Annotated in this window: 25 protein-coding genes and 2 pseudogenes; 11 read left to right on the forward strand and 16 right to left on the reverse strand. The window is 70.3% G+C overall.

The features are described from left to right. Positions 1-673: 673 nt before the first annotated feature. The 4 genes from ACWY4P_RS46175 (at position 674) to ACWY4P_RS46190 (ending at position 5,897) form a co-directional block, all read left to right on the forward strand. Entirely contained in the window at positions 674-1,507 is an 834-nt protein-coding gene (locus ACWY4P_RS46175) for a PIG-L family deacetylase (protein WP_456206802.1), read from the forward strand. A 327-nt stretch (positions 1,508-1,834) separates the two neighbouring features. Continuing rightward, the gene (locus ACWY4P_RS46180; RefSeq protein WP_456206803.1) at positions 1,835-2,425 is read left to right on the forward strand and encodes a DEAD/DEAH box helicase family protein; all 591 of its coding nucleotides are present in this window, start codon (positions 1,835-1,837) and stop codon (positions 2,423-2,425) included. 299 nt (positions 2,426-2,724) lie between these two features. Continuing rightward, entirely contained in the window at positions 2,725-5,472 is a 2,748-nt protein-coding gene (locus ACWY4P_RS46185; protein WP_456206804.1) for a hypothetical protein, read from the forward strand. Positions 5,473-5,705: 233 nt separating this feature from the next. Then, positions 5,706-5,897 (forward strand): transposase, encoded by a 192-nt coding sequence (locus ACWY4P_RS46190; protein ID WP_456213281.1) that lies wholly within the window; start codon positions 5,706-5,708, stop codon positions 5,895-5,897. Here ACWY4P_RS46190 and ACWY4P_RS46195 read toward each other — a convergent pair. The 3 genes and pseudogenes from ACWY4P_RS46195 to rpmF form a co-directional block, all read right to left on the reverse strand. Continuing rightward, positions 5,855-6,743, reverse strand: a pseudogene (locus tag ACWY4P_RS46195) (integrase core domain-containing protein); the annotation flags it as partial. The gene ACWY4P_RS46190 and the pseudogene ACWY4P_RS46195 overlap by 43 nt on opposite strands. Positions 6,744-7,095: 352 nt before the next feature. Beyond that, a complete protein-coding gene (locus tag ACWY4P_RS46200; protein ID WP_456206805.1) occupies positions 7,096-8,316 on the reverse strand; it encodes a GTP-binding protein in 1,221 nt (406 codons plus the stop codon). 8 nt (positions 8,317-8,324) lie between these two features. Beyond that, positions 8,325-8,495 (reverse strand): 50S ribosomal protein L32, encoded by a 171-nt coding sequence (gene rpmF / locus ACWY4P_RS46205; protein ID WP_137976993.1) that lies wholly within the window; start codon positions 8,493-8,495, stop codon positions 8,325-8,327. A gap of 231 nt (positions 8,496-8,726) precedes the next feature. Between rpmF and ACWY4P_RS46210 the strand changes: the two genes are divergently transcribed. Further along, positions 8,727-9,899, forward strand: coding sequence for a GTP-binding protein (locus ACWY4P_RS46210; protein ID WP_456206806.1), 1,173 nt, complete (start codon positions 8,727-8,729; stop codon positions 9,897-9,899). A gap of 85 nt (positions 9,900-9,984) precedes the next feature. Here the strand turns inward: ACWY4P_RS46210 and ACWY4P_RS46215 are convergent, their stop codons facing one another. The 8 genes from ACWY4P_RS46215 to rpmB all read right to left on the reverse strand — a co-directional run bounded on the left by ACWY4P_RS46215 (position 9,985) and on the right by rpmB (position 17,344). Beyond that, positions 9,985-10,362, reverse strand: a complete 378-nt coding sequence (locus ACWY4P_RS46215; RefSeq protein WP_456206807.1) for a hypothetical protein — start codon at positions 10,360-10,362, stop codon at positions 9,985-9,987. 634 nt (positions 10,363-10,996) lie between these two features. Beyond that, positions 10,997-11,446, reverse strand: coding sequence for a hypothetical protein (locus ACWY4P_RS46220; RefSeq protein ID WP_456206808.1), 450 nt, complete (start codon positions 11,444-11,446; stop codon positions 10,997-10,999). A 63-nt stretch (positions 11,447-11,509) separates the two neighbouring features. Then, entirely contained in the window at positions 11,510-12,280 is a 771-nt protein-coding gene (locus ACWY4P_RS46225; RefSeq protein WP_456206809.1) for an ABC transporter ATP-binding protein, read from the reverse strand. Then, a complete protein-coding gene (locus ACWY4P_RS46230; RefSeq protein WP_456206810.1) occupies positions 12,277-13,287 on the reverse strand; it encodes an ABC transporter ATP-binding protein in 1,011 nt (336 codons plus the stop codon). Before ACWY4P_RS46230 ends, ACWY4P_RS46225 begins: the two co-directional genes overlap by 4 nt. A gap of 83 nt (positions 13,288-13,370) precedes the next feature. Beyond that, complete coding sequence (locus ACWY4P_RS46235) at positions 13,371-15,107, reverse strand: ABC transporter permease subunit (protein WP_456206811.1); 1,737 nt, start codon at positions 15,105-15,107, stop codon at positions 13,371-13,373. After that, complete coding sequence (locus ACWY4P_RS46240) at positions 15,104-16,474, reverse strand: ABC transporter substrate-binding protein (RefSeq protein ID WP_456206812.1); 1,371 nt, start codon at positions 16,472-16,474, stop codon at positions 15,104-15,106. The genes ACWY4P_RS46235 and ACWY4P_RS46240 overlap by 4 nt, the downstream gene beginning before the upstream one ends. Positions 16,475-16,802: 328 nt before the next feature. After that, complete coding sequence (rpsN, locus tag ACWY4P_RS46245) at positions 16,803-17,108, reverse strand: 30S ribosomal protein S14 (RefSeq protein ID WP_456206813.1); 306 nt, start codon at positions 17,106-17,108, stop codon at positions 16,803-16,805. Then, a complete protein-coding gene (rpmB, locus tag ACWY4P_RS46250; protein ID WP_456206814.1) occupies positions 17,108-17,344 on the reverse strand; it encodes a 50S ribosomal protein L28 in 237 nt (78 codons plus the stop codon). Before rpmB ends, rpsN begins: the two co-directional genes overlap by 1 nt. Before the next feature lie 91 nt (positions 17,345-17,435). On the opposite strand from rpmB, the gene rpmG reads away from it, so the two are divergent. From rpmG to rpsR, 4 genes are read left to right on the forward strand one after another with little or no spacing between them, the layout of a single operon-like run. Further along, positions 17,436-17,600, forward strand: coding sequence for a 50S ribosomal protein L33 (gene rpmG / locus ACWY4P_RS46255; RefSeq protein ID WP_009719228.1), 165 nt, complete (start codon positions 17,436-17,438; stop codon positions 17,598-17,600). 5 nt (positions 17,601-17,605) lie between these two features. Then, a complete protein-coding gene (locus ACWY4P_RS46260; protein ID WP_456206815.1) occupies positions 17,606-17,863 on the forward strand; it encodes a type B 50S ribosomal protein L31 in 258 nt (85 codons plus the stop codon). Further along, a complete protein-coding gene (locus ACWY4P_RS46265) occupies positions 17,860-19,026 on the forward strand; it encodes a CobW family GTP-binding protein (protein ID WP_456206816.1) in 1,167 nt (388 codons plus the stop codon). The genes ACWY4P_RS46260 and ACWY4P_RS46265 overlap by 4 nt, the downstream gene beginning before the upstream one ends. A gap of 34 nt (positions 19,027-19,060) precedes the next feature. Next, positions 19,061-19,303 (forward strand): 30S ribosomal protein S18, encoded by a 243-nt coding sequence (gene rpsR / locus ACWY4P_RS46270; protein WP_456206817.1) that lies wholly within the window; start codon positions 19,061-19,063, stop codon positions 19,301-19,303. Positions 19,304-19,355: 52 nt separating this feature from the next. Here the strand turns inward: rpsR and ACWY4P_RS46275 are convergent, their stop codons facing one another. The 4 genes and pseudogenes from ACWY4P_RS46275 to ACWY4P_RS46290 form a co-directional block, all read right to left on the reverse strand. Then, complete coding sequence (locus tag ACWY4P_RS46275; RefSeq protein ID WP_456213282.1) at positions 19,356-19,697, reverse strand: ArsR/SmtB family transcription factor; 342 nt, start codon at positions 19,695-19,697, stop codon at positions 19,356-19,358. Positions 19,698-19,701: 4 nt separating this feature from the next. Beyond that, positions 19,702-20,138: pseudogene (locus tag ACWY4P_RS46280) on the reverse strand ((2Fe-2S) ferredoxin domain-containing protein). Then, positions 20,135-20,719 (reverse strand): GTP-binding protein, encoded by a 585-nt coding sequence (locus ACWY4P_RS46285; RefSeq protein WP_456206818.1) that lies wholly within the window; start codon positions 20,717-20,719, stop codon positions 20,135-20,137. The pseudogene ACWY4P_RS46280 and the gene ACWY4P_RS46285 overlap by 4 nt, the downstream one beginning before the upstream one ends. A 111-nt stretch (positions 20,720-20,830) precedes the next feature. After that, positions 20,831-21,277 carry a Fur family transcriptional regulator gene (locus ACWY4P_RS46290; RefSeq protein ID WP_456213283.1) on the reverse strand — a complete coding sequence of 149 codons (447 nt, stop codon included), beginning with the start codon at positions 21,275-21,277 and terminating at the stop codon, positions 20,831-20,833. A 190-nt stretch (positions 21,278-21,467) separates the two neighbouring features. On the opposite strand from ACWY4P_RS46290, the gene ACWY4P_RS46295 reads away from it, so the two are divergent. Next, positions 21,468-22,547, forward strand: a complete 1,080-nt coding sequence (locus tag ACWY4P_RS46295; protein ID WP_456206819.1) for a permease — start codon at positions 21,468-21,470, stop codon at positions 22,545-22,547. Continuing rightward, complete coding sequence (locus tag ACWY4P_RS46300) at positions 22,544-23,299, forward strand: TIGR03943 family putative permease subunit (protein ID WP_456213284.1); 756 nt, start codon at positions 22,544-22,546, stop codon at positions 23,297-23,299. The genes ACWY4P_RS46295 and ACWY4P_RS46300 overlap by 4 nt, the downstream gene beginning before the upstream one ends. Positions 23,300-23,375: 76 nt before the next feature. Here the strand turns inward: ACWY4P_RS46300 and ACWY4P_RS46305 are convergent, their stop codons facing one another. Further along, on the reverse strand, positions 23,376-23,768 hold the full coding sequence (locus ACWY4P_RS46305) for an SCO5389 family protein (protein WP_456206820.1): 393 nt from the start codon (positions 23,766-23,768) through the stop codon (positions 23,376-23,378). Between the last annotated feature and the right edge of the window lie 2 nt (positions 23,769-23,770).

Raw genomic sequence — 23,770 nt, forward strand, 5'->3', positions numbered from 1 at the left:
TGAGGATCAATGGGCCGGGGCCGGGGCCGGGGCCGGGGCCGGGTCGATCGGCGGTGGGCCGCCGGGCGGGCGCGGCCGCCTTCGCAGGTCCTTAGGCCTTTCCTGACTGGTCGGCGGGGCAGGGCTTCGGCGTAGTCGTGTGACGTCCGGTTCGTGATCACCCGAGGCCGAGGAGTGCCAGGGGGCGGAGTGGTTCGCGGGCGTTGCGGCGGAGGCCGGCCGCGATGTTCTTCACTCCGGCCATGCGGAGGGCTCAGATGGCGAGATTGCGTCAGGTGGCCATCGCACGGGGCGCGTTGCCGGTCCGCAGCTGGGAGGCGTCCTCGGCGAAGGTGGTGATCACGAACCGGGCGTCACGCGACTGCGCCGAAGCCCTGCCAGTGAGTTGTGGTCAGACCAAAGGTCCATACGAAAAGCCCTGGCCGCCTCTTCGTTCTCGCGGGAGTGGCACAGTTCCGGTGTGCGGCGGGAACAGCCGGTCCGGCCGACACTGTTGCACCGCCAAGAGAGCGGCGCCGCGCGGATGGGGGACACAGAGGCCAACAGCCGACGTGATCCGGGGCCCTCGGGTCCGCGGTACGCCCGGTCATCCGACATCCGATATTGAAGGGCGACCGCTCATACGCCCGGCACGGACTCGGACCGAGGCCTTTTCACACAGGAGGACAGTTTCATGAATGACTTGCCCTTGACGCTTATGGCGGTACACGCCCACCCCGACGATGAGGCCACTGGAACAGGAGGTGTCCTCGCGCGGTACGCGGCGGAGGGCATTTGCACGGTCCTCGTGACGTGCACCGACGGCGGTTGTGGTGACGGACCGGGGGGTGTCAAGCCGGGCGATCCCGGGCACGATGGGGCGGCCGTCGCCTTGATGCGGCGTCAGGAACTCGAGGCAAGCTGCGAAGTCCTGAAGGTCAGTCATCTGGAGACGCTGGACTACGCCGACTCCGGGATGATGGGGTGGCCGACCAATGACGCCCCAGGCTCCTTCTGGCAGACACCTGTGGAGGAGGGCGCTGCCCGACTCGCGGAACTCTTGCGGCGCTACCAGCCCGATGTGGTCGTCACCTACGACGAGAACGGCTTCTATGGCCACCCCGACCACATCCAGGCCAACCGCATCACGATGGCGGCGCTGGCGATGACCGCGCTGACACCGAAGGTGTACTGGACGACGGCGCCCCGCTCGATGATGCAGCGGTTCGGGGAGGTCATGCGCGAGTTCGGTGCGGACGGGCAGGAGCCGGATCCCGCTGAGGCCGACGCGATGGCCGAGATCGGACTCCCCGACGAGGAGATCACCACCTGGGTGGACACCACCGCGTTCGGCGGCCAGAAGTTCGATGCGCTGGCCGCGCACGCCAGCCAGGGCGAGAACATCTTCTTCCTCAGGATGGGCCAGGAGAGGTTCACCGAGTTGATGGGCGTCGAGACCTTCGTACGTGTCCAGGACGCCACCGGCGCGGCCGTGCCCGAGAACGACCTATTCGCCGGACTGCGCTGATCCGCCCGCCCAGCGGGGGTCAGAGAGCTCATGGTCCGGCTCGCACACCCGGAGGCTTGTTCACGTGGGTTCCGCTCCGGCGGCCCTTGATCATCAGAGTGGCCCTGCTCGGTCGCGTGGCGGTTACGAGGATGCCAGTCCCTCCACCCGGGCAGGGCCGTTGAGCGGGAACGTTCGACACGCTGGGCGGGGATCAACCGGACGGGCTGGTGGCCGGTGTCCACGCCGAGCTGGGGGCCGCCCCACACAGCCCGTCCCCGGAGCAGATGCGGGCGTCGGGTTTGTGCCGATCAGGTGTGGTGGCCACCCATCCGACGCGCAAACCATATGCTGCGCTCACGCCGTATCGATAAGGTGGTGCACTCGCTACGCAACTACGGCGATGTGAGGGCACTTGGGGTTCGTGTGGAGTTTGATTTTGCTTCTCTGGGCGACGCATCGGCAGTTGCGCCGACCGATCCGCGTGTGTTCTTCAACGCGCTGTCCCGCGCAGATCACTACGAGTTCCTGCGCGATCCCCAGGGACAGGTCCTGGAGGAGTGGCACCGGCGCCGCACGGAGCGGGATCTCGTCGTCAAGCTCAACACCGGGGCCGACAAGACACTCGTGGGGCTGATCATCTGCCAGTCCAGCCTCAACGACGGCGCGGGGCCGGCGCTCTATCTCGCCCCCGATCCCTACCTCGCCGAGCAGGCGGCCCAGCAGGCTGCCGACCTCGGCCTGGACGTCGTCACCGACCGGGCCGAGCGCGGGCCGCAGGTGGTACTCGACCCGGGAGTCCCGTACGCGGTGGCCGTCGGCGTCGACTTCGACTGCCTTGCCCGTCGTGATGAGGTCGTGGGCTGTGGTGTCGTCCAGACGAGTGCCGATCATGGAAAAAGTGGAGCCGTTCAACTTTCCGCAAACAAGCTTGATTGAGCGGGTAGTTGGGACGGGAGTCGGGAACCATCACGCCAGGGCCCGGTGGCATCGCCCGGGCCCCGGGACTGGGGGCAGACATGGACGCAAGGGACAGGGAGGGCGCATCAGTACCCTCCGAGCAACCGCCCCCACGACCACCGCTGCCCCCGTACCCCCCGTACCCCCCACGCCCCCCGCAGGCGCTGCCCCCCTCTCAATCGCCGCCGGACAGTCAGGCGTCCCGGGCGGGCGGAGCGCGCACCTGGCTCACGAACTCCCCCCACCCGTATTGGCGTTGGGGCGTCCTGGCGCTGGTCGTGGTGCTCATCGCCGGTCTGACGACCTTTGTGCTCTGGCCGCGCGAGGAGGAGAAGACGCCCCCGCAGCTGGCCTCGGCGGCCACGAAGAGCCTGCGTGCCTGGCGTGGGGTCACCTATGCGGGGACCACGGTGGACGGCAACGGCGCGATCGTCGGCTTCCGTCTGACGGTCGCCCGCGACGGCACCGCGTACGGAACCCTGAGCCGTGACTCGGGGGCGCTCGCGGAACTCGCCGTGAGCCCGGAGCGAACCCTTCTGCGCGGCAACCAGCAGTGGTGGTTCGGGCACGAGCCGGGCAGCGCCGACGCGCTGGCGAACACCTGGGTGGCCGACCCGCCGCACGGTGTGACCGGCCTGGCCGAGCTGTCCCGGCTGACTCCGGCGGCGCTTGCCGATGCCCTCCTTGATGAGGACTCCGACGGTCCGTCCGGGGTTGCCAAGTGGCGCCATAGCGGGGCCACTTCGGTGAACGGCCGCCCGGCGAAGGTACTGACCGATGGCACCCTGCGCATCGTGGTGACCGCGTCCCCTCCGTACCGGCCGCTGTCGGTCGGCCTGCCGGGTTCCGCCGAGCCTCAAGGCCCCACCACGCCCGAACCCGCGCCGAACATCTGGGATGTGCGCACCGCTGCCTTCCGCTCCGGCCCGCCGGGCGGCGCCGTACGGTCCGCGGGCCACGCGAGCGCGGCGGCCGGTGAGCCCGCGCCGGACCCGGGCCTGTCGTCCGCGGTCAGTGAGCCCGACGAGGCTCAGGTGCAGAGCACAACGGAGGCCGTACGCCGGGTCGACGAAACGCAGGAGCAGGCCGAGCCGCTGAGCGAACGCGTGGTGGCGCAGCCGGACGTGGCGGTGCAGGCCACCCCGACCCCGTCGGTCTGCACCACTCCGAGCTGCACGGCCGCCGTGACCGTGACCAACCGGGGTACGGCTCCGGCCAGTGGCACGGTGATGGTGACCGTAGCGGGCCAGACAGCGCTGAACAGTACCGTTTCGGTGCCTCCCGGTGGAAACCGTGCGCTGACGGCGACGGCGAGGAATGTGGCAGCGCCCGGCCAGACGGTCCCGGTGACCTGGTCCGCCGTCTTCTACGCACCGGATGTCATGGGCGACGACCCGGCGCTCGTCAAACGGCTGGCGGACCGCGGCTTCCGGCTCAACGAGCCGATGGGCGACCAGCGTGCCAACAGCGGCCCGGCCAACGGCAAGGCCGTCCTCCAGCTCCTCGACGCCATGACACCTGGCATCGGTCCGCGGACCAGCCCCCTGCTCCGCAAGCAACGGATCAGCGATGTCAGCCAGACGGTGGCCAATCTGGTGCAGCAGGGCGCGTTCGAGCCGTTCTACGAACTGGCCGTGAACACCGACAACCTGAAGCTCTCCGACGAGAGCGGATTTGCCGAACTACGGGCGAAGACAGCCCAGTTCAACGACTCTGACCGGCGGACGCTCCAGCATGCGAGCGATCTGGCGCGAGCGGGGCACGAGGTCGTCTGGGGCACCACCTTCAAACCCGCGGGCTCTACGGACGGGTACAAGGCCGACCTCCAGGACCTGACCCGTAAGCAGACCATCCAGCGCAAGGCCGTGTCTGGGAGCACGGACGCGGTCGTGAACGACTTCGCGAAGGCGATCGGCGAACTGTCCGGTGACGGGGTGGCCCCGCCCGGCTTCAACAAGGTCGCCTGGGTCGACATCGACCCGAACGCCATCACGGCCCTGGTCGGCATGGGCCGGCAGGCGCTGGTACAGGAGTTGAAGAGGCTCAAGCTCGACAAGCACTGCCGGGGCGCGGGCGGGCCCGCCTTCGACGCGGCCGTGTTCACCACCTATCCGCCCGGCCCCGACGGCACCCCGCAGCGTACGAACAGTGTGTTCACCTGCAACGAGCTGCTGAGCCGGGGCGCCGACCACCGTAAGTACATCCAGAACGAAATGATCTGGAAGGCCAACAACGACCCGGTCTGGTTCTCTGACAACTACGACAGCATCGGCCGCCGTCTGAGCAAGGCCGCGGCGGAGAACGGCGTCGGGCTGCCTCAGCTCGCCAAGGACAACGAGAACAACTGGATCTCCAAGCACGAGCTGCCCTCGGCACCCGGCGCGACGCTGTCCCCCGCGAAGTCCGTCGGCCCGGGCTCGGTCGGCGACAGAAAACGGAGCAGCCTGCTCGACAAGATCGCCGACCACCGCAAAGCGTCCGTGGATCTCACCAACGCGGAGCGGAAGTTCCGGGAGAGTCCCACCGTGGCCAGTCAACGGGAACTCGACAAGGCACGGCAGACGTACCGAAAGGAACTCGGCGTCAAGCCCAACAACAGCTCCATATCCGAGCGGCTCGGCGAGAGCGCGGCCCGCTACCACGTCGTTCCGGAGGAGTTCCGGGGCGCCGAGTGGATCCCACTGCCCAAGACCCCCAACGGCGCCGATATGTTCGACCAGTTATACCGGCTCAAGAACGGCAAGCTACTCATCGTCGAGGCCAAGGCGCCGTCCGGCGATCTCGGCTGGCGTCAGGGGAAGGGCCGCCACAAGGGCAAGCTGGTCCAGCAGGGGACCAGGGAGTACGTGGAGACGATCATCGAGCTGATGAAGGAGCGTGCGGCGAAGTCCCCGCGGGACGGCAAGCTGGCGCGGGACCTGGAGGAGGCGCTGGAGCATAGCAAGCTCCGCTATGTCCTCGTGAAGGCGAAGGAGGGCGGCGGCTCCTACGCGGGTGCCACTCTGCAGGACTGTGACATCTACTAGAAGACTGATGAAGATCTTGGGTTCTGGCTCTGCCGCGTGAGCGGCAGAGCCAGACTCGTCTTGTGTCGATGGGTGAGTGGGTCGGGGAGACCGTTGGGCCGGACGTGTGGGAGACGTGCCGGGATTTGATCCCGGCGGGGAGTGTGTTCGCGTTCCTGGCCGAGCATCGTGGTGCCCTGTTTCCGGCTCAGATGTTCGCGGACATGTATCCGTTGGCGAACGGGCGGCCCAGTATGCCGCCGCAGATCTTGGCCGCTGCGATCATCCTGCAGTCCCAGCACGGGCTGTCGGATCACGAGACGGTGCAGGAACTGCGGTGCGACCTGCGGTGGAAGGCCGCGTGCGGGCTGGGTCTGCACGACATGGCATTCGATCCGTCGTCGGCGAGGGGAGGGAGCTGTGCCCGGGCCTGGTGTGGGCGATGACGGTTGTAGTGCCGGGCGTAGGCGTCGAGGATCTGTCGGGCATGGGTTTCGTTCCATATGAGCAGGTGGTCGAGGACCTCGCGTCGAAGGACTCGGTGTACTTCGCGTCCCGGTCGCGAATCAGGAAGCGCAGCGAGTCCACCCGCACACCCAGCTCGATGGCGCGGTTTCTCGCCTGTTGCACCGCCCAGGGCGCGGTGGGATGGGCTGTCACGCCGGCGATGTGCAGTCGGCGTGTGGGTGCTCGAGGAACACCAGCGCGTACATGCGGCGCAGGTCGATCAGGTCGATGTATGGGAAGTCGCAGGCGATGATGGACTCGGCTTGCGCGGTCAGGAACTCGCGCCACGTCGGGCCTCCCCGGCGTGGGGCTGGATCGATGCCCGCCGCTGTGAGGATCTCCCAGGCCGTCGTCGAGCCGACCGGGTGTCCGAGCCGGATGAGTTCGCCCTGGATCCGTCGGCAGCCCCACCGCGGATTCTCCTTGGCCAGCCGTAGCACCAGCGCCTTCACCACACGCGCGGTCGGCGGTCTCCCGGGCCTGGTCCGGCGCTTGCTGTAGTCCCACTTCCGGGCGATCAGCCTGCGGTGCCATGCGAGCAGTGTCGTGGGCGTCACCGGGAACGCGTGCGCCCACCGGTACCGGGGGATCAGCGACGACAGCGCCGCGAACCACCGCCGATCCGCCGGCTCGTACCGCACAGGCCTCGTGGGCTGCCTGCGCAGCACCGCGTTCTCGTGTCGCAGTACAAGCAGTTCCGCGTCCTTGGCCGCGTCCCGACGCAACAGCAACGCCGGGAACGCGAGCAGCTTCCGAGCCACCTGGTACACCAGAGAGACGATCACCCGGACAGGGTTCCAGCAGACCGTGATGGAACGCCAGACCCGCTCCGAGTAGCAGCGATGAGTTTCCGAACGGCACACGGCGCGCGTGGCGCGGGCACCGCGTCCCGAGCCTGCCCTCAGATCGCTGATCGTCCCCGCGATGGCTTCGACGCTTTTGAGGGCCTCGGCCACCGCGGGGCCGAAGGCTTCCCATGCTTCGGCGATCATGATGTCGATGTATCGGCCGACTGTTCGTAGGGGTCGCTCATCATCGGCTCTTCGGTGGAGTGCGGTGTGGCTCATTGCGGGGAGGGGGAAATTCGGCCCGGCCCTGCGCGTGCCGCCCCTCGGGGCCCGCCGAGTGTGCTGCGCTTCAGGGTTGCGGTACCGGCTCGGCCTCGTGTGGACCGTGTTCGTGGTCGCAGGTCTCGTCGAGGCCGTAGGTCTCCCAGGTGGGGAAGGGATCGTTCCAGGCCGACCAGACGTGTGCGCCCAGCGCGTGTTCGTCGTCGGTGAGCAGGCATGCGGACAGGGCGTTGTGCAGGGCGGCGGGGCGCAGTCCGGTGCCGATGAAGACGAGCTCCTGGCCGTGGTCGGCGACGTCCTCAGCCTCGCCTTGGCCATCGCGTGCTCCAGATGGCTCGAACCGGGCGACGGCGCCCGCCTGCGACCACAGCCCGGTCACCCGTGGGCGGGTCGCCAGCCAGAAGAAGCCCTTGGAGCGCAGGACGCTGCCGTAGGTCCCGGTGTCCAGTTCCGTGGCGACGAAGTCCCACAGCCGGGTGGGGTGGAACGGGCGGGTGGCGCGGAAGACGGTGCTGGAGATGCCGTATTCCTCGGTCTCCGGCACATGGTCGCGGTTGAGTTCCATGACCCAGCCGGGGGCCTGCTGAGCGCGTTCGAGGTCGAAGCGGCCGGTCCCGAGCACCTCCTCGAGTGCGACCCGGCTGTGCGTGGCGGGCACGATGCGGGCGACCGGGTTGAGCCGGGACAGTGCCGCCGCCAGCCGTTCGGCCGCCTCCGGGGTGACGAGGTCGAGCTTGTTGAGGACGATGACGTCGGCGAACTCGACCTGGTCCATGAGGAGATCACTGACGGTGCGCTCGTCGTCCTCGTACTGGTCCAGGCCCCGTGCGGCCAGTTCGTCGCCGCCGGTCAGTTCCGGCAGGAAGCCTGCGGCGTCGACGACCGTGACCATGGTGTCGAGCCGCGCGACCTCGCCCAGCGTGGCGCCGTCGTCGCGCGGGAAGGCGAAGGTCGCGGCGACGGGCATGGGCTCGGAGATGCCGCTGGACTCGATGAGGAGGTAGTCGAACCGTCCTTCCCGGGCGAGCCGGTCCACCTCCTCCAGGAGGTCGTCGCGCAGGGTGCAGCAGATGCAGCCGTTGGTCATCTCGACCAGCCGCTCTTCGGTGCGCGAGAGGGCGGCGTCGCCGTCGCGGACGAGTTCGGCGTCGATGTTCACCTCACTCATGTCATTGACGATCACCGCGACGCGCAGCCCGTCGCGGTTGTTGAGGAGGTGGTTGAGGAGTGTGGTCTTGCCGGATCCCAGAAATCCCGACAAGACCGTCACCGGCAGCTGGTCGGCCATAGGGCGCGTCAGCCCTCGGGGTGGAGCAGGCCGCGCCGGTAGGCGGGGACGAGGCGGCGCGGCACCTGGTGTTCGCGGCCGTCGATGGTGATCGTTACCAGCTCCGGCGTGCTCGCCTTCCACTGCGCGCGGCGGTGGCGGGTGTTGCTGCGGGACATCTTCCGCTTGGGGACGGCCATGACGCATCGGTCCTTTCCTGATGGGTGTTGTTGCCCCGTAACCGTATATGAAAATGGGTACCGTTTCCATGTAACGTCTGTGGTGACACTGTGGCGTCGTCACTCAGGAGGAGATGTGCCGTTGGTGATGTTGCGGGTACGCAGGACCGCTCATGCGCTCGTGACCGCCATCGGACGGGTGGCGGAGTGAGGGCCGGTGTGAGGCGAGGGGGCCGGGGGTTGCTGGGTCTGGTGTCCGGTAACACCCCCGAAGCCCGGGGGCGTGTGCTGGACCTGCTGCTGCGCACCTCGCCCGGCGTGCTGGTGCTCTCGGTCTCGGTCCATGGCGACGAGGCGGGGCGGTATCCCTTCGTCCAGCGCTTCGCCGCAGGTGGCGATGAACGGGAACCGGTCTCGCTGTCTCAAGCGGCCACCGGCGATCCCGCGGTGATCATCCGCCAGGATCTGGACGTCATCGCACGGGCTGCCACGTGCCCGCATGTCGTGCTCGCGCTCCCTGACAATGTCGACGCGGTGCCGTTTCTGGCCGAGCTGTGGCGGACCCCACTGGGTAGAACTCCGCTGTCGGACCACTACGATCTGGCGCCGCTCGCCGTCGGCGTCGACCCCGGCCGGCTGCTGAGGGATCTGCGCTGCGTGCACCGCGCCGTCCCCGTCTTCGGCCACCATCCGCACGCCGTGCCCCTCACGGTCGCTGAGGCCGCCGCCCGTCAAGTGGAGGCCGCCCAGGTGATGGTCCTGCGGGGCCGACGGCAGGAGCCTGACGGCCGCCGGGAAGGCGCCCGCGCCCTGCTCGCCCACCTCAACCCGTCCGCGATGCCGCACCTCGACATGGAGGGCGCCGACAGCACCTCTCTTCCGGCTCTGGCGCGGCCCGGATCCGGATGGGCCGCGGCCGGACCGGCCGATCGGATCGACGCCGTCACTCCCGTCGTGCGCCGCCGTGGCCTCGACCGCGGCGTGGCCTCGGTGCTGTGGCGGTCCCGGCGCCCGCTGCATCCCGAGCGGTTGGCGCAGATCCTGCCGCAGGTCATGCCCGCGGTGGTGCGCAGCCGCGGGCACCTGTGGATGGCCACTCGCCCGGACGCGGTCGTCTCCTGGCGTTCGGCCGGGCGCCATCTCGAACTGCGGGAGGCGGGGCGCTGGCTGGCGGACGGGGACGCCGCGGCCTGGTGCGCCGCCTCGCCCCAGCGCCGGACGCTTGCGTCGTGGTACTGGGACGACTACTACGGCGAGCGGCGCAACGAGATCGTTTTCACGGGCGCCGAACTGGACGAGGGCCGGCTGCGGGTCGCCTTGGATGGCGCAGTACTCGACGACGGTGAACTGGCCCTGGGTGCCGACCACTGGGCCCGCCTCCCCGATCCGCTGCTCGGCGCCGAGGCGTATGACCCGGAGAGCTGACCCGTAAATGGGGGCTTCCGGCTCATGGTCGGACGCCCCCACCCGGGCTGTGCGGGCGAGCAGGGACGCTCTGCCGCTCCGCGGGTCAGCGGGCGATGAGGTCTGTCAGCCTGGTCTTGGGCTGAACGGTGGTGAGGTAGCCGCCGGCGGCAAGTGGTGTCGGCGTCTTGAGGATCTTGGTCACCCGGCGAGTTCGGGTGTCGATGACGGAGATCAGGCCGTCGCCGCCGTGGCTGACGAAGGCGAGGTCCCCGGCGGGGGTGATGGCTCCGCTGCGTCGCTGTGTGCCGGCGGCGGGCTTCCCCTCCTGGGGGCCGTGCGGCAGCGGGTGCAGCGGCACTCGGCCGACGATCCTGCGGTAGGTGGACGATGCCGGGTTGACGTCCAGCAGGTAGGCCGCGTCGCCGTCGGGGTGGATGGCGAAGAACAGTGCGTAGGGCTTGGACAGCGCGAAGCGACCCACGATTCCGTCGGTGAGATGGATGAGGTGAGAGCGGCCTCGTCGGAGGTCGATGGCGTTGACGAAGGTGTGGGTGTCGGCCCACCGCTCGGCCGGACGATCGGGGTCGGCCTGGTCGACCGCCCCGTATACGGACTGTCCGTCGGCGGACAGCCGGGGGGGGGGGGGGGGGGGGGGGGGGGGGGGGGGGGGGGGGGGGGCGGTAGTTCTGGACGACGTCGCGGGTGGTGGAGTAGGGCACGCTGCGTGGGTCGCGGAGGGTGCCGCCGGATACGGCCGCGCTGTCGAGCCCGTCGGGGGTGGTGCTGTAGACCCGGTCGCCGTTGCGCGAGACCACGGGGCCGTGGGTGTCGAACCCGACAGGAGCGGTGCCGGTCGGTGCGGCGGCCTTGCCTCGGAGGATGTCGGAGAGGGCGTAGGCCCTGAATTCGCCGCCTGCGGTCACGATCAGCAGCAGGGGGTGGCCGGCCAGGTATACGTGCATCTCGTCGTAGCCGCCACTGCGGTTCGGCTTGAGATTCACGGTGAGCTGACGCGTCGCGTAGGTGGTGAGGTTGACGACCGTGACGGTCTGCTCAGAGGCCCCGTCGTTGTCGGAGCCGACAGCGAAGTAGCGCCCCGAGGGGTCGACCGCCGATCAGCCGGCGCGCTTCCGGGTCGTGTCCGTGGGAATGTCCGCGGAGCCGACGACGATGGGGTGGCCGGACGTGTCGATCCGGACGGCGAGTACCCGGGCGTGCCGGTCGTCGGTGAACAGCAGTCGCCCGTCGGGCAGTTGCACACTGCCGGCGTGTTCGCCGAGCACGACGTCGTCAAGCTTGCCGGTGAGCTTCATGGTCGAGGTCCGGTAGACGTAGACCTCGGCGGCGCTCGGGTCGGCGGCGACCAGGTACCGGTCAGGTGTGTCGGGGAACCGCTGGTCGGCGGCGGCGGCGTCGGCCGGAGCGGAGGACAGAAGGGTGACCGCGAGGACAGTGGCACCCGCTGCTGCGGCAAGTCTGCGCAGGAGTGCCAGCGGTCCGCGTCCGGGGGACCGGTCGCATACGCGGCTGCCTGGGGATCTGTGTGCTGGTTTCTGGTGGCGCATGGGGAGAATTCATCAAGATAATAATCGTTTTCATATGTCCTGGAGGTGTGCCCACTCCCACCATCAGTCGGACCGGGCCCTTGCTGGACGGTGCGGCGATCGTCCTGCGGACGGCGGCGGGAGAGGACCGCCGAGTGCGGTGAGGCTCAGCTCGCGGGCAGCGCAGGTCTCCACGATCCGGCCCTGCCGCATGATCGCGACGCGGTGGGCGAAGTGGCGTACGAGCGCGAGGTCGTGGCAGACGAACAGATACGCCAGGCCCCGCTTCTCCTGCAGGGCGGTGAGCAGATTCAGTACTCCCGCGCGCACCGACGGGTCGAGTGCCGACACCGGCTCGTCCAGTACCAGCAACCGTGGCTCGCCCGCGAGGGCTCGTGCGATCCCGACGCGCTGGCATTGTCCGCCGGACAGTTCGTGCGGCAGTCGGTCGCCCAGCGAGGGGTCGAGGCCGACCGTCTCCAGCAGCTTCTCGACCTGGCCGGGTGCCGGTGGCCTGTGTTGTGCGCGCAGGGGTTCGGCGATCGCGTCGCGGGCCCGCAGCCGTGGGCTGAGTGAGCCGTAGGGGTCCTGGAAGACCGGCTGGAATCGTGGCCGCAGGCGGCGCAGTTCCCGCTCCCGCAGGACGGTGAGCTCCCGTCCTTCGAAACGTACGCTCCCCTCGTCCGGGTGGCGCAGCGCGAGGGCGGCCAGGGCAGTGGAGGATTTGCCGCAGCCCGATGGGCCGATCAGGGCGAGTGTCTCGCCCGCGTGGATCTCGAAGGAGACCTTGTCGACGGCAGTGTGGTGGCCGTAGCGGACGACGAGGTCGGTCACCTTCAGCAGCGGGTCGGTCATGCTGTCGCCTTCCGCGAGAAGAGTTCGGTCGCCGGTACCGGAAGGTCCGTCGAGCGGTGGCACGCGGCCAGCTGCCCCGGTTCCCCGGCCGCGGCCAGTGCGGGCTCGCGGTCTTCGCACTCCTGCCGGGCCAGCGGGCAGCGCGGTGCGAAGGCGCAGCCGCGCGGGAGGGCAACTGGTGACGGCGGTGCGCCGTCGATCGACGGCAGCCACCGGTCCGCTGAGCCCGCTTCGGCGGGCGGCAGTGAGGCGATGAGGCCCGCGGTGTACGGGGCTCGGGGGGTTCGGAACACCGGCTCCACCGGGCCTGATTCCACGGTCTTCCCCGCGTACATCACCAGGACCCGGTCCGCGTGCCCGGCGACGACCCGCAGGTCGTGGGTGATCAGCACCAGCGCCGCGCCGGTGGCCTCGCGGGCTGTCGCCAGGACATCCAGCACCTGGGCCTCTACTCCCGGGTCCAGCGCGGTCGTCGGCTCGTCGGCGACGACCAGCTCCGGCTCGTTCACCATCGCCATCGCGATCACCGCTCGCTGTCGCATCCCGCCCGAGAACTCATGCGGATACGCCCGTGCCCGCCGTGCGGCGTCCGCGATGCCCACGCGCTCCAGGGCTGTCACGACCCGTATCCGGGCCTCTTTGCGGGAGGTCTTCGTCACGGATCGCACGGCCGCGGCGATCTGGTCGCCGATTGTGTGCACCGGGCTGAGCACGGTCAGCGCGTCCTGCGGTACGAACGCCATCCGGCGGCCCCACACGTCCGCCCAGGATCCGCCGACCAGCTCGCGCCCGCGCAGCCGCACGCTGCCGGTGACACGGGCCCCGTGTGGCGGCATTCCGAGGACCGACCGCGCGGTCAGGGACTTGCCGGCCCCCGATTCGCCGACGATGGCGAGGACTTCGCCTTCGTTCACATCGAACGACACTCCACGTACGGCAGGTATGGCGTGGCCCCGGTCCCGCAGGGTCACGCGGAGGTCGCCTACGGCGAGCAGAGGTTCGGGCATGGGACGTCACCTCGGGTACGGAGTGTGCGGATGGTGCGGATCGCATACGTATGCGGGCTGTGCGGAAACCTCACGGCCGGACCTCAAAGGCCGGTGCTCCGGCGTGTGCGCATGCCCGCGGTCGACAGGGAGACTGCCAGCCCGGCCAGCAGGGCGAGGGCCAGGGCGGGGGCGAGGGCGGCCCAGGGGGCTCGCTCCACGTACAGCCGTGATTCGTCGAGCATGAGGCCCCATTCGGGAGCGGGCGGCTGGGCGCCGAGTCCCAGGAAGCCGAGTGAGGCCAGCGCCAGGGCGATGCCGGGGAGCCGCAGCACCGCGTGGCGGGCGACGGGCCCGGCGACCGCGGGGAGGATGTGCCGGGTGAGGATCCACAACGGGCGGGCGCCGATGGCGCGTTGGGCGGTCAGATAGGCCGCTGCGCGTGTCTCGCGCACCAGCGCCGCCGCGTGCGCGGCGAGCGGTGGCCAGGAGACGAGGGCGACGGCGATCGATGCGCCCGCCGTGCCGGGGCCGAGGACGGCGGCGACGAGGATGCCGACGATGACCGGGGGCAGGGCGTTGGCGATATCGGCGGCGCCGGTCGAGACGTTTGTCAGGAAGCCGAAGGCCAGGGCGAACAGGTAAGAGACCACGCATACGGCGAGGGCCACGCCGACGGTGGCGGCGGCGCCGTGCCCGAGCCGGGCCAGGACGTCACGGCCCAGTCCGTCGGTGCCGAGCGGATGGGCGAAGGACGGCGCCGCCAGGCGCCCGGACATGTCCAGGCGGTACGGGTCGCCGAACAGCCCCCAGCCGATGGCGGCCGCGAGTACGGCGGCGAGCAGCACCGGCACTGCCCGGCGCAGCCGCGTCGGCTCGGCCACCACAGGAGCGGGAAGGGACAGCGCCGCGTCCTTCAGGCCCGGCCCGAGCAGTCGGCGGCGTACGAGATGCGCCAGCGCGCCCGCCGCCAGCCCGAGGGCGAGAAGGACCAGTACGGCGCCCTGAAGCAACGGCAGGTCCTGGGACCTGGCGGCACCGAGCGCGGTGCGCCCCAGACCGGGCACGGCGAAGACGGTCTCGACGGCGACGGCACCGCCCGTGAGGCCGACCGCCACGAGGCCGAGCTGCGGCACCAGCGCCGGCATGGCCCGCCGCAGCGCCGCACCGGCGATCCGCCCGTTCGTCACGCCCGACGCGCGCCACAGCCCTGCCCACCGCTCGCCGAAGACGGCGGGCAGGGCGTCGTCGACGAGCCGTCCGACGATGCCTCCCGCGGGGATACCCATGGCGAGAGCGGGCAGCGCCATGTGCGCGGGCCCCTGCCACCCGGAGGTCGGCAGCCAGCCGCACCACACCCCGAGCACGATCAACAGCACTGTCGCCAGGAGGAATTCGGGTACGGCCGCCAGCATCGCGGCCACCGCCCCGCTGCCTCCGCGCACCGTGCCCCGGGCGCCCCGTACCAGAGCCGGAGCGCACAGGACGGCCGCGACCACCAGTGCCACCATCAGTGACGCGCCCATCAGCGTGAGGGAGACGCCGAGCCCGGAGAGCACCGACGGCAGTACGTCGGTGCCGGAGACCCAGGACTGCCCGAGGTCCCCGCGCAGCAGCCCGGCTGTCCAGTCGCCGAGCAGGGCCAGAGCCCCGGCGTCCAGCCCGAGATCGTGCCGCACGGCCGCCAACGCCTCGTGCGTCGGCTCCTGTTCGGCGGACCGGGCGCGCAGCACGGTGAGCGCCGGGTCCCGGCCGGACAGCCAGGGCAGCAGCCCGACGGCAGCGGTGACGATTGCCAGGGCTGCCACCCGGGTCAGCTCGGCCCGTAGGGCGGCGCTCACTTGACGTACGTATCGACGGTGACCAGCGCACGCTCGCGCGGATCCTTGGCCGAGCCCACCACGTCCACCGCATCTCCCTGGATGACCCGCTCGTGCAGCATGGGGATCGCGGCGTCGGTGTTGAGGATCGCGGTCTCGGCCTTCAGGATCGCCGCCCGCCGGGCGTCGCCCGACGCGGTGGCCTCGGCCTTCCGCACCGCCCTGTCGACCGTTTCGTCGCTGAGCTGGGCGATGTTGAAGGAGCCGTCGCCGGCGAAGTCGCTGTGGAGATACGCGGCCGGGTCACCGGAGTCCAGCACGGTCGCACGGGAGAGGATGAAGGCGTCGAACTTTCCCGCCAGGGCGTCGGATTCGATGTTCGCGTACTCGCGCACCTCCAGCCTCACCTTGAAGCCCGCGTCCTGCAGCTGTTGCTGCAGCACGGTGGCGACCTCGGGCAGCTCGGCCCGGTCGGTGAAGGTCCCGATGGTGACGGACCGGCCACCCGGGTCACCGGCCTTGACGGTCTTCGTACGGCCCTCCCGCCCCTTGGCCGCCCAGGGCAGCGCCGGCCCCAGCAGGCCTCGCGCGACGTCGGCGCGGCCTTCGTAGACGCCCTTCACCAGTGCCTTGGCGTCGATGGCGCGGCGCGCGGCGGCGCGCAGCGCCGGGTCGCCGAACGCGCCCCGCTCGGTGTTGAGATACAGGGTGTTCGTACGCGGCATGGGGACTTCGCTGATCTGGTCCTCGTCCAGCAGCGCCGCCTGGGAGACGGGGATGGCCTCGACGATGTCGGCCTCCCCGCTGCGCAGGGCGGCGGCCCGGGCTGCGCCGTCGGGCACGAAGCTGACATCGATACCGGCCGCCTCGGCCTTGCCGCCCCAGTAGTGCGCGTTGCGGTCGAGGGTGGCCGAGGTGGTCCCGTCGACCTTCTTCAGGACGAAGGCGCCGGTGCCGGCGCCGACCGGGTTGACCGCCTTCCCCTGGTAAGCCTTGGCGGCGAGGATCGACAGCTGCGGGGAGGACAGCCGCTGCGGGATGAGCGGGTCCGCGTGAGCGGTGGTGACGGTGACGGTGTCGTCACCGCTCGCCTTCACCGTCATGTCGACCCCGTCCAGGATGCGCGGCTTGGGCGCGGCCTCGGTGGCGGCGGTCAGGGACCGCACGACGGCGTGGGCGTCGAGCGCCGTCCCGTCGTGGAATTCCACACCCTGACGGATGGTGAAGGTCCAGGTCCGGTCGCCGGTGCGCCGCCACTTCGTGGCGAGGGCCGGCTCCGCGTCGCCGTCCTTGTCGAGGGTGACCAGGGTCTCTGCGGTGCTCCAGCGCGACAGCTTGAAGGCATCGTCGCTGAGCGGGGACAGGCCGGAGCGCGGCGGCTGCATCATCGCGACGCGGAGGCGCTTGCCCTCGGCGGCCGACGGCGGGCCGGAAGCGAAGCAGCCGGTGAGCAGAAGCGCGGAAGCCGCTGATATAGCGGCGGGAGGAAGGGCTTTGGGCAGGTTCACAGGTGTCTTCCAGGGGAGCGGTGAGCTGCGGGTTTACCTGCCCTTGACCGTAGCACACGATAATCATTGTCAATATGCTTGCCTGGGGGCGACGCTGGGCGGCGGATGTGTGGATGTCGGCGGATTGTCGGTCCTGGCGCGGTCGGGCCGGGTGGCTGTGGGTGCCGCCCGGCCGAACCGCGGGGTGTGAAGTGGCCCCGGTCGAGGGCTACCAGCTGCTCTTGGTCACGCCGGGGAGTTCGCCCGCGTGTGCCATCTCGCGCAGTCGGATGCGGGACAGGCCGAAGGTGCGCAGGTGGCCGCGGGGGCGGCCGTCGATGGAGTCGCGGTTGCGTACGCGGGTGGCGCTGGCGTCGCGTGGCTGGCGGCGCAGTTCCCGCTGGGCGGCGGTGCGTTCCTCGTCGGAGGTGCGGGGGTCGGCGATGGCCGCCTTCAGCTCGGCGCGGCGCTTGGCGTAACGGGCGACGATCAGGCGCCGCTGCTCATTCTTGGCGATCTTGCTCTTCTTCGCCATCAGACCTTTCCTCCCTTGGTGCGGATGCGGGCCACGGCGGCCTCGATGCCGATCGCGTCGACGGTCTTGATGCCCTTGGCGCTGAGGGTGAGCCGGATGTGGCGGCCCTCGCTCGGCAGCCAGTAGCGCTTGTGCTGGATGTTGGGGTCGAACCGGCGCTTGGTGCGGCGGTGTGAGTGGGATACGTGGTTGCCGAAGCCGGGTTGCCGGTCGGTGAGTTGGCAGTGAGCGGACATGATCGCTCCCTCTTCATCGTTCGGGGTCACTGTGGGCGGCACAGTAGCAGCTTGATGAAAATGAAAACCAACTCCATGTATGCTGCGGCTCATGGCACGCAATGAACTACGCCCGATCATCAAGCTGAGGTCCACCGCGGGCACTGGCTACACCTATGTGACCCGCAAGAACCGCCGCAATGACCCCGACCGGATGACCCTGCGCAAGTACGACCCGGTCGTCGGCCGCCACGTCGACTTCCGAGAGGAGCGCTGACCGCCATGAAGCCCGGTATCCACCCCGCCTACCGGCCGGTCGTCTTCCGTGACCGGTCCGCCGACTTCGCCATCCTCACCCGCTCCACGGCCACCAGTGACACGACCGTCGAGTGGGCGGACGGCAACACCTACCCGGTCATCGACGTCGAGATCTCCTCGGCGAGCCACCCCTTCTACACCGGCAACCAGCGGGTCGTGGACACCGCAGGGCGCGTCGAGCGCTTCGAGCGGCGTTACGGACGCGGACGGAGGGGCCGGTGAACGCGGACGAGGCGCGGCTGCCCGTCGCGATCGTGGGCGGGTTGCACGCCGACGCCCGCCGGGCCGCCGTCGAGGAGATCCTGCGCACGGTGCCCGGCTCTGTGGCGCTGCACCACGACCTGTCCGCCGCCACCGACAGCGCCGTGCACCGCACCGTAAGAGACGCCCAAGGACTGCTGGGCAGCGGCGACGCGCCCCTGGTGAACGACTGCGCGTGCTGCGCGCTCCGGGAGGACATGGTCCCCGAGCTGCTGCGCCTGGCCGAGAACGGCGGCCACCGGCTGGCCGTCGTCGAACTGTGGGACTCGGTCGAACCCCAGGCCATGGCCGCCGTCATCGCCGCCGAGGGCGCACCCCTGACGCTGACCGGCGTGGCAACCGCGATCGACCCCGCCCTCGTGGTGCCCTATCTGTCCAATGGCGACGATCTGGTCGAGGCCGGTCTCGCCGCCGCTCCGACCGACCAGCGCACCATCGCCGACACCTTCGCCCGGCAGACGGAATACCCCACCGTGATCGCCGTCGCCGAGGGCACATCGGTCGACGAACTCGCGGACGACGGCGACCACGCACTGCTCGCCCAGCTCACCCCGGGCGCACGACAGGTACGCGTCGGCGACGGAGACATGGGGCCCGCCCTGCTGGCCGGATTCGATGTGGCGGCGGCGGCCGCCCGCCAGCACCCGGCCTGCGCGCTGTTGCCGCAGGACGGCGACGAGCACGGTGTGAGCACTCTCGTCTGGCGGCGCGATCGCCCCTTCCACCCAGGGCGGCTCTACGAAGCGCTGGAAGACCTGAGCTGCGCCGCCGCCCGCAGCCGGGGCCGTTTCTGGCTGGCGGACCGGCCCGATGTGCTGCTGTCGTGGGACGCTGCGGGCGGTGCGCTGTGTGTGGAGTCTGCCGGACCGTGGCTGGCCGCGCTGCCGGACGGCGCCTGGGAGATGGTGTCGGCCGAGCGCCGCGTCGCCGCCTCGCTGGACTGGCATCCCGAACACGGCGACCGCTGCCAGCACCTCACCTTCACCTCACCCGGCCTCGACCGCGACGGTCTCCTGACCCTGCTCGACTTCTGCCTCCTCACCGACGCCGAGTACGCGGCGGGCCCGGACGGCTGGAAAGAGCTGTCGGGTGCCTTCGACGAACTGCTCGACCCTGTCGCCTGACCGCGTATCACCCCCGTACGGAAAGGACTTGCTCATGGCCCGCCGCCTCACCACGGAACGCCGGGGCGCCAAGCGTCCCCGCGTCAACCCGCTGGACGCCGCCGGCATCACCTACGTCGACTACAAGAACACCGACCTGCTGCGGAAGTTCATCTCCGACCGCGGCAAGATACGCAGTCGTCGGGTGACCCATGTGACACGTCAGCAGCAGCGCCAGATCGCCCGCGCCATCAAGAACGCCCGCGAGATGGCCCTGCTTCCCTATAGCTCCCGATAGCCACTCCGGTCGCCTGGGGGTGACCATCAGAGATGCTCACCCCCAGGTGGCGTCAGCGCGTGTCGCGGATGTCGAACCGTAGGTGTTCGATGTGGTGGACGGCTTGGCCGAGGAGTTGGGCGACGTGGTCGTCGTAGAGGCGGTAGACGATCCGGCGGCCGTCGCGGCGCCCGCTGACCAGGCCGAGGGCGCGCAGGAGCCGGAGTTGGTGGGAGACGGCGGATTGCTCCATGCCGACTGCGGCGGCGAGTTCGGTGACGGAGTGCGGCGATTGGCGCAGTGTCGAAGGGATCGGTAGCCGCGACGGTGTGGCCAGGGCCTGGAGGGGGGCGGCGACGGATGCCGCCGTGGCGTTGTCGAGGCGGGCGGCCGCGAGGACATCGCGGCCGCCCATGGCCTCATCGGCGTGCACGGCCGCGCCCGCGTCCGCGTGCCCGCGTCCGGGCTTCGCTCGGCGGGCGGATGAGCCGCAGTTCGAGCATGGCCGGTGGTTCGGCGAGTCCTGGGCCGCCGGCGGCGGCCCAGCGGAGGAATTCGTCGGTGCCGTCGTCGTCCTTGGCCCAGCCGATCCAGGTCGCGCGACCGCCCTTACCGCGTCCGGCTGTGGAGGGCTGGACCACGATGACATTGGCCTGGCCGCACAGGCCGAGGCAGTCCGTCGTACGGACGGCGAGGCGGCCGGCGGATTCGGCGGCCGCGGCGCGCAGTCGGTGAGTTGCCATTGGTGGTCGGTGCAGGGGTGCTCGCGCGGGTTGCTGCAGCAGCAGCCCCGGCAGACGACCAGGGTGCACGGCCGATCGCGGGCGGCGCCGATCGTCGCCGTACGGGGACTCACAGCGCGGTCCGGGAGGGCAGCCGGTGGGCTTGCACGCGGCCGTCCCGGTATGCGGCGATCAGGAGTGTGCCGTTCGTGGCAGCGCACGGCACCGTACGCGGCGACGGCGAGTCGCCGCCCCTGGCGGAGCCAGGCGAGGTCGGTGACGGTGCTGGCGGCGGGTTCGGTGGCCCACAGTTCGTCGCCGTCCGGGGCGAGTACGTGTGCGCGGCGGCCGGAGGCGATCGCGACCCATCCATGAAGAAGGTCTGCGCGACCGGCGCCGGGTCGGCGAGGCCGGTGGTCTCGATCAGGATGTGGCCGAACGTCTCGCGCCGCCGCATCAGGGCACCCAGAATGCGGATCAGATCGCCGCGCACGGTGCAGCAGATGCAGCCGTTGTTCATCTCGAAGATCTCTTCTTCGGCGTCGAGGACGAGGGCGTCGTCGACGCCGACCTCGCCGAACTCGTTCTCGATGACGGCGATCCGCAGCCCGTGCTGCTCGGTGAGGATGCGGTTGAGCAGGGTGGCCCGAAGGTCGTCCTCGGTGATCTGTTCGGTAGTGGTGTGCAGGGTCCAGCGGCGGACCTGGCCGTTCATGGGAAGGACGGCGCAGCCTCCAGGGGCGGGCAGCCGAGCTCGGTGCGGGTCAGTTGCCGGACCACTACGGCGGTGTCGTCGTCGAGGCCAGCAGGCGGCGTACGGCCTGCCTCAGCTCGCGCAACTGCGGGCTCGGCCCCGGGCGGGCTCCCAGCGGCATGGCGGCGGTTCTCCTTCGTCGGTGGTGGGTTGGCAGTCGGCGCAGATGCCGCTGAGTTCGACGGTGTGCTCCACCGCGGCGAATCCGGTGTCCGTACCGATCCGCTCGGCCCACCGCTCCACCACCTCGGAGTCCACCGGCCGACTGCGGCCGCAGCAGCGGCACATCAGGTAGTGGCGGTGCCCGTCGGCAGGTCGCCGGCGGTAGAGCCGCTCCCCGTCCCCGTCGCGTACGACATCGACACCACCGGTCGCCTCCAGATCCCGCAGGGCGCGGTAGACCGTGGTCAGCCCGATCCGGACCTCGGCGGCGGTCAGCAGCGCGTGCAGTTCCTGCGCCGAGACGAAGTCCTGACAGCCGGTGAGAACCCACAGGATGGCAGTTCGCTGCCGGGTCATCCGACTGCTCACGGCAGATCACCCCACTGGCGCTCGGCTGGAAGCAATACGCACTTTACCATAGATGAAAATGAAATCCACGTCCATGTGAATGCCCTCGCATGTTTCGCGCTGTGTTTGCCGCCCATCCGCCGCCGCTAAGGTGAGCTCCGGATGCCGCCGTGGCGAAGATCCCTGTGGGGGAGGCGTGATGGACAGTGATGTCGACATAGCGCTGTCACCGCGCGAGCGCAGTGACAGCGGCCGGGCGTCGCCCCGAAGCCTCGACCGGCCAGACGGCCCCAGCGGGCTGGGCGCGGCCGTACGCGTCACCTCCCCCGCGTTGATCGCGGGTCTTCCGGTGGCGCTGCTCGGCGTCGTCGCGATCGTGCTGGAGCCCGAGATCACCGGCGTGCTCGACAACCGGGCGGTGGCGGCGTGGCGGACGGTGTTCACCGCGATCGTCATCCAGGGGGTGCCGTTTCTGCTGCTCGGCACCCTGGTGTCGGCCACGATCAGTGCCTTCGTCCCGGCGTGGGTCTTCACCCGGGTGCTGCCGCGCAACCCGGCGCTCGCGGTGCCGGTGGCGGGCGTCGCCGGGGCGGTGCTGCCGGGCTGTGAATGCGCCTCGGTGCCGGTGGCGGGCAGCCTGATGCGGCGCGGGGTGACCCCGGCGGCGGCGCTGGCCTTCCTGCTGTCGGCCCCCGCCATCAACCCGATCGTGCTCATCGCGACCTATGTAGCCTTCCCCGGCAACCCGCAGATGGTCGCGGCCCGCCTCATCGCCTCGCTTCTCACCTCCGTCATCATGGGCTGGCTGTGGATCCGGCTCGGGCGGGAGGAGTGGCTGCGGCTGCCGAAGGGGCCCACCGGGCACACCCTCGGCGCGAGCCGCGCGGAGGAGTTCCGGGTCTCGCTCCAGCACGACTTCCTGCACGCCGGAGGCTTCCTCGTGCTCGGCGCGGCGGCCGCGGCCACCTTCAACGTCGCGGTCCCGCACTCCGTACTGCGGCTCTTCTCCGACTCCCTGTGGCTGTCGCTGCCCCTGCTGGGACTACTCGCCGTGCTCCTCGCGGTCTGCTCCGAGGCCGACGCGTTCGTCGCCGCCTCCCTCACCGGCTTCTCGCCGGCCGCCCGGCTCACCTTCATGGTCGTCGGCCCGATGGTGGACCTCAAGCTCATCGCCCTTCAGTCGGGCACCTTCGGGCGCGCCTTCGCACTGCGCTTCTCGGCGGCCACGTGGGTCACGGCGGTACTGTGCAGCGCTCTGGTGGGGTGGTGGCTGCTGTGAAGCGCAATGTCCAGGTGCTGCTGCTCCTGTTCCTCGGCGTCGGCCTGCTGCACATCTCCCTGCTGACCGACCTGTATCTGCGCTACGTCCGGTCCGGCCTGCGGCCCGCGCTCATCGCTTCCGGTGTGCTGCTGGTGCTGCTGGGCGCGGTCAGCGCCGCCCGCGACGGATTCCCCTTCAACCGCCCCCGAATGCACCACGGACACGGCCACGATCACGCAGGCGGTCCGCGAGTCGCCTGGCTGCTGTACGTACCGGCCCTGACCATCCTGTTTCTGGCACCGCCCGCTCTCGGCTCGTACACCGCCTCCCGCGACGATGCCCAGGCTCCGAAAGCCCCCACTGTGTCCGCTTCCGGTGACAGCCTCTTCCCCGCCCTGCCCGGCAAGGGGATCGTCGAGATGTCCCTGAACGACTTCAGCTCCCGGGCGGTCTGGGACACCAGCCGCACCCTGAAGGGCCACACCGTCCGCCTCACCGGCTTCGCCACCCCCGGCCGCCACGGCACCTGGTATGTCAGCCGCCTGGTCATCAGCTGCTGCGCCGCCGACGCGCAGGTGCGCAAGGTGCGGGTGCACGGGGCTGCGGCGCCGCCCGCCGACGCCTGGGTGACCGTCACCGGCACGTGGCACCCCACGGGAAAGATCGGTACGGACGACGCGAGCCCGGCTCTGGACGTCACCACCGTCAAGCGCGTCCCGGCCCCGAAGGACCCCTACAACGACATGGTGGCCACGCCACCGAGTCGCTGAGGCCCGGCCGCACATGCGTCGGCCCCAGGCCATCCGGCCTGGGGCTTCGCGGTCTCCGGGGTAGGGGTGCGGGGTGTCAGCAGTCGCGGAACTCGGGGGACTGATTAAGTACCTGGGACCGCGTCGAAGTGAACTTCTCGTACGTCGAGCCGTCCTCGGTGCCCGGCCGGAACACGGCTACCCGGTGGCAGTTCATGAACGCCAGGGTGACGCCGAAGTGACGCTCCAGGCTGCCGCGGATGGCGTCGCTGGCCAGCGCGCGCAGCAGCTGCCCGCGTTCGGCCTCCGACGGCGGCGGGGTGTGGTTGTCGGCGAACTCGGCGTCACCGTCGCGGAGTGTGCCCGCCAGGCCGGCGATGAGGTCATAGGCGTACGGCAGTGATGCGCGGACGGTGGCGACGAAGTCCTCGTCACGGATCTCGCCCTGCTCGGCCTGGGCGAGGAGTTCGGGTGCGACGTTCAGTGACATGG

Source organism: Streptomyces sp. LZ34 (assembly GCF_053890475.1).

Excerpts from the sequence above, each read along its gene's own strand:
- ACWY4P_RS46305 (WP_456206820.1), bottom strand. The coding sequence starts at position 23,768 with ATGTCACTGAACGTCGCACCCGAACTCCTCGCCCAGGCCGAGCAGGGC.
- rpmF (WP_137976993.1), bottom strand. The coding sequence starts at position 8,495 with ATGGCCGTCCCCAAGCGGAAGATGTCCCGCAGCAACACCCGCCACCGC.
- ACWY4P_RS46225 (WP_456206809.1), bottom strand. The coding sequence starts at position 12,280 with ATGACCGACCCGCTGCTGAAGGTGACCGACCTCGTCGTCCGCTACGGC.
- ACWY4P_RS46285 (WP_456206818.1), bottom strand. The coding sequence starts at position 20,719 with ATGAACGGCCAGGTCCGCCGCTGGACCCTGCACACCACTACCGAACAG.
- rpmG (WP_009719228.1), top strand. The coding sequence starts at position 17,436 with ATGGCACGCAATGAACTACGCCCGATCATCAAGCTGAGGTCCACCGCG.
- ACWY4P_RS46180 (WP_456206803.1), top strand. The coding sequence starts at position 1,835 with ATGCTGCGCTCACGCCGTATCGATAAGGTGGTGCACTCGCTACGCAAC.
- ACWY4P_RS46230 (WP_456206810.1), bottom strand. The coding sequence starts at position 13,287 with ATGCCCGAACCTCTGCTCGCCGTAGGCGACCTCCGCGTGACCCTGCGG.
- ACWY4P_RS46200 (WP_456206805.1), bottom strand. The coding sequence starts at position 8,316 with ATGGCCGACCAGCTGCCGGTGACGGTCTTGTCGGGATTTCTGGGATCC.
- rpmB (WP_456206814.1), bottom strand. The coding sequence starts at position 17,344 with ATGTCCGCTCACTGCCAACTCACCGACCGGCAACCCGGCTTCGGCAAC.
- ACWY4P_RS46190 (WP_456213281.1), top strand. The coding sequence starts at position 5,706 with ATGCCGCCGCAGATCTTGGCCGCTGCGATCATCCTGCAGTCCCAGCAC.
- ACWY4P_RS46295 (WP_456206819.1), top strand. The coding sequence starts at position 21,468 with ATGGACAGTGATGTCGACATAGCGCTGTCACCGCGCGAGCGCAGTGAC.
- ACWY4P_RS46290 (WP_456213283.1), bottom strand. The coding sequence starts at position 21,277 with ATGACCCGGCAGCGAACTGCCATCCTGTGGGTTCTCACCGGCTGTCAG.
- rpsR (WP_456206817.1), top strand. The coding sequence starts at position 19,061 with ATGGCCCGCCGCCTCACCACGGAACGCCGGGGCGCCAAGCGTCCCCGC.
- ACWY4P_RS46175 (WP_456206802.1), top strand. The coding sequence starts at position 674 with ATGAATGACTTGCCCTTGACGCTTATGGCGGTACACGCCCACCCCGAC.
- ACWY4P_RS46260 (WP_456206815.1), top strand. The coding sequence starts at position 17,606 with ATGAAGCCCGGTATCCACCCCGCCTACCGGCCGGTCGTCTTCCGTGAC.
- ACWY4P_RS46220 (WP_456206808.1), bottom strand. The coding sequence starts at position 11,446 with ATGCGCCACCAGAAACCAGCACACAGATCCCCAGGCAGCCGCGTATGC.
- ACWY4P_RS46240 (WP_456206812.1), bottom strand. The coding sequence starts at position 16,474 with ATGATGCAGCCGCCGCGCTCCGGCCTGTCCCCGCTCAGCGACGATGCC.
- rpsN (WP_456206813.1), bottom strand. The coding sequence starts at position 17,108 with ATGGCGAAGAAGAGCAAGATCGCCAAGAATGAGCAGCGGCGCCTGATC.
- ACWY4P_RS46275 (WP_456213282.1), bottom strand. The coding sequence starts at position 19,697 with ATGGGCGGCCGCGATGTCCTCGCGGCCGCCCGCCTCGACAACGCCACG.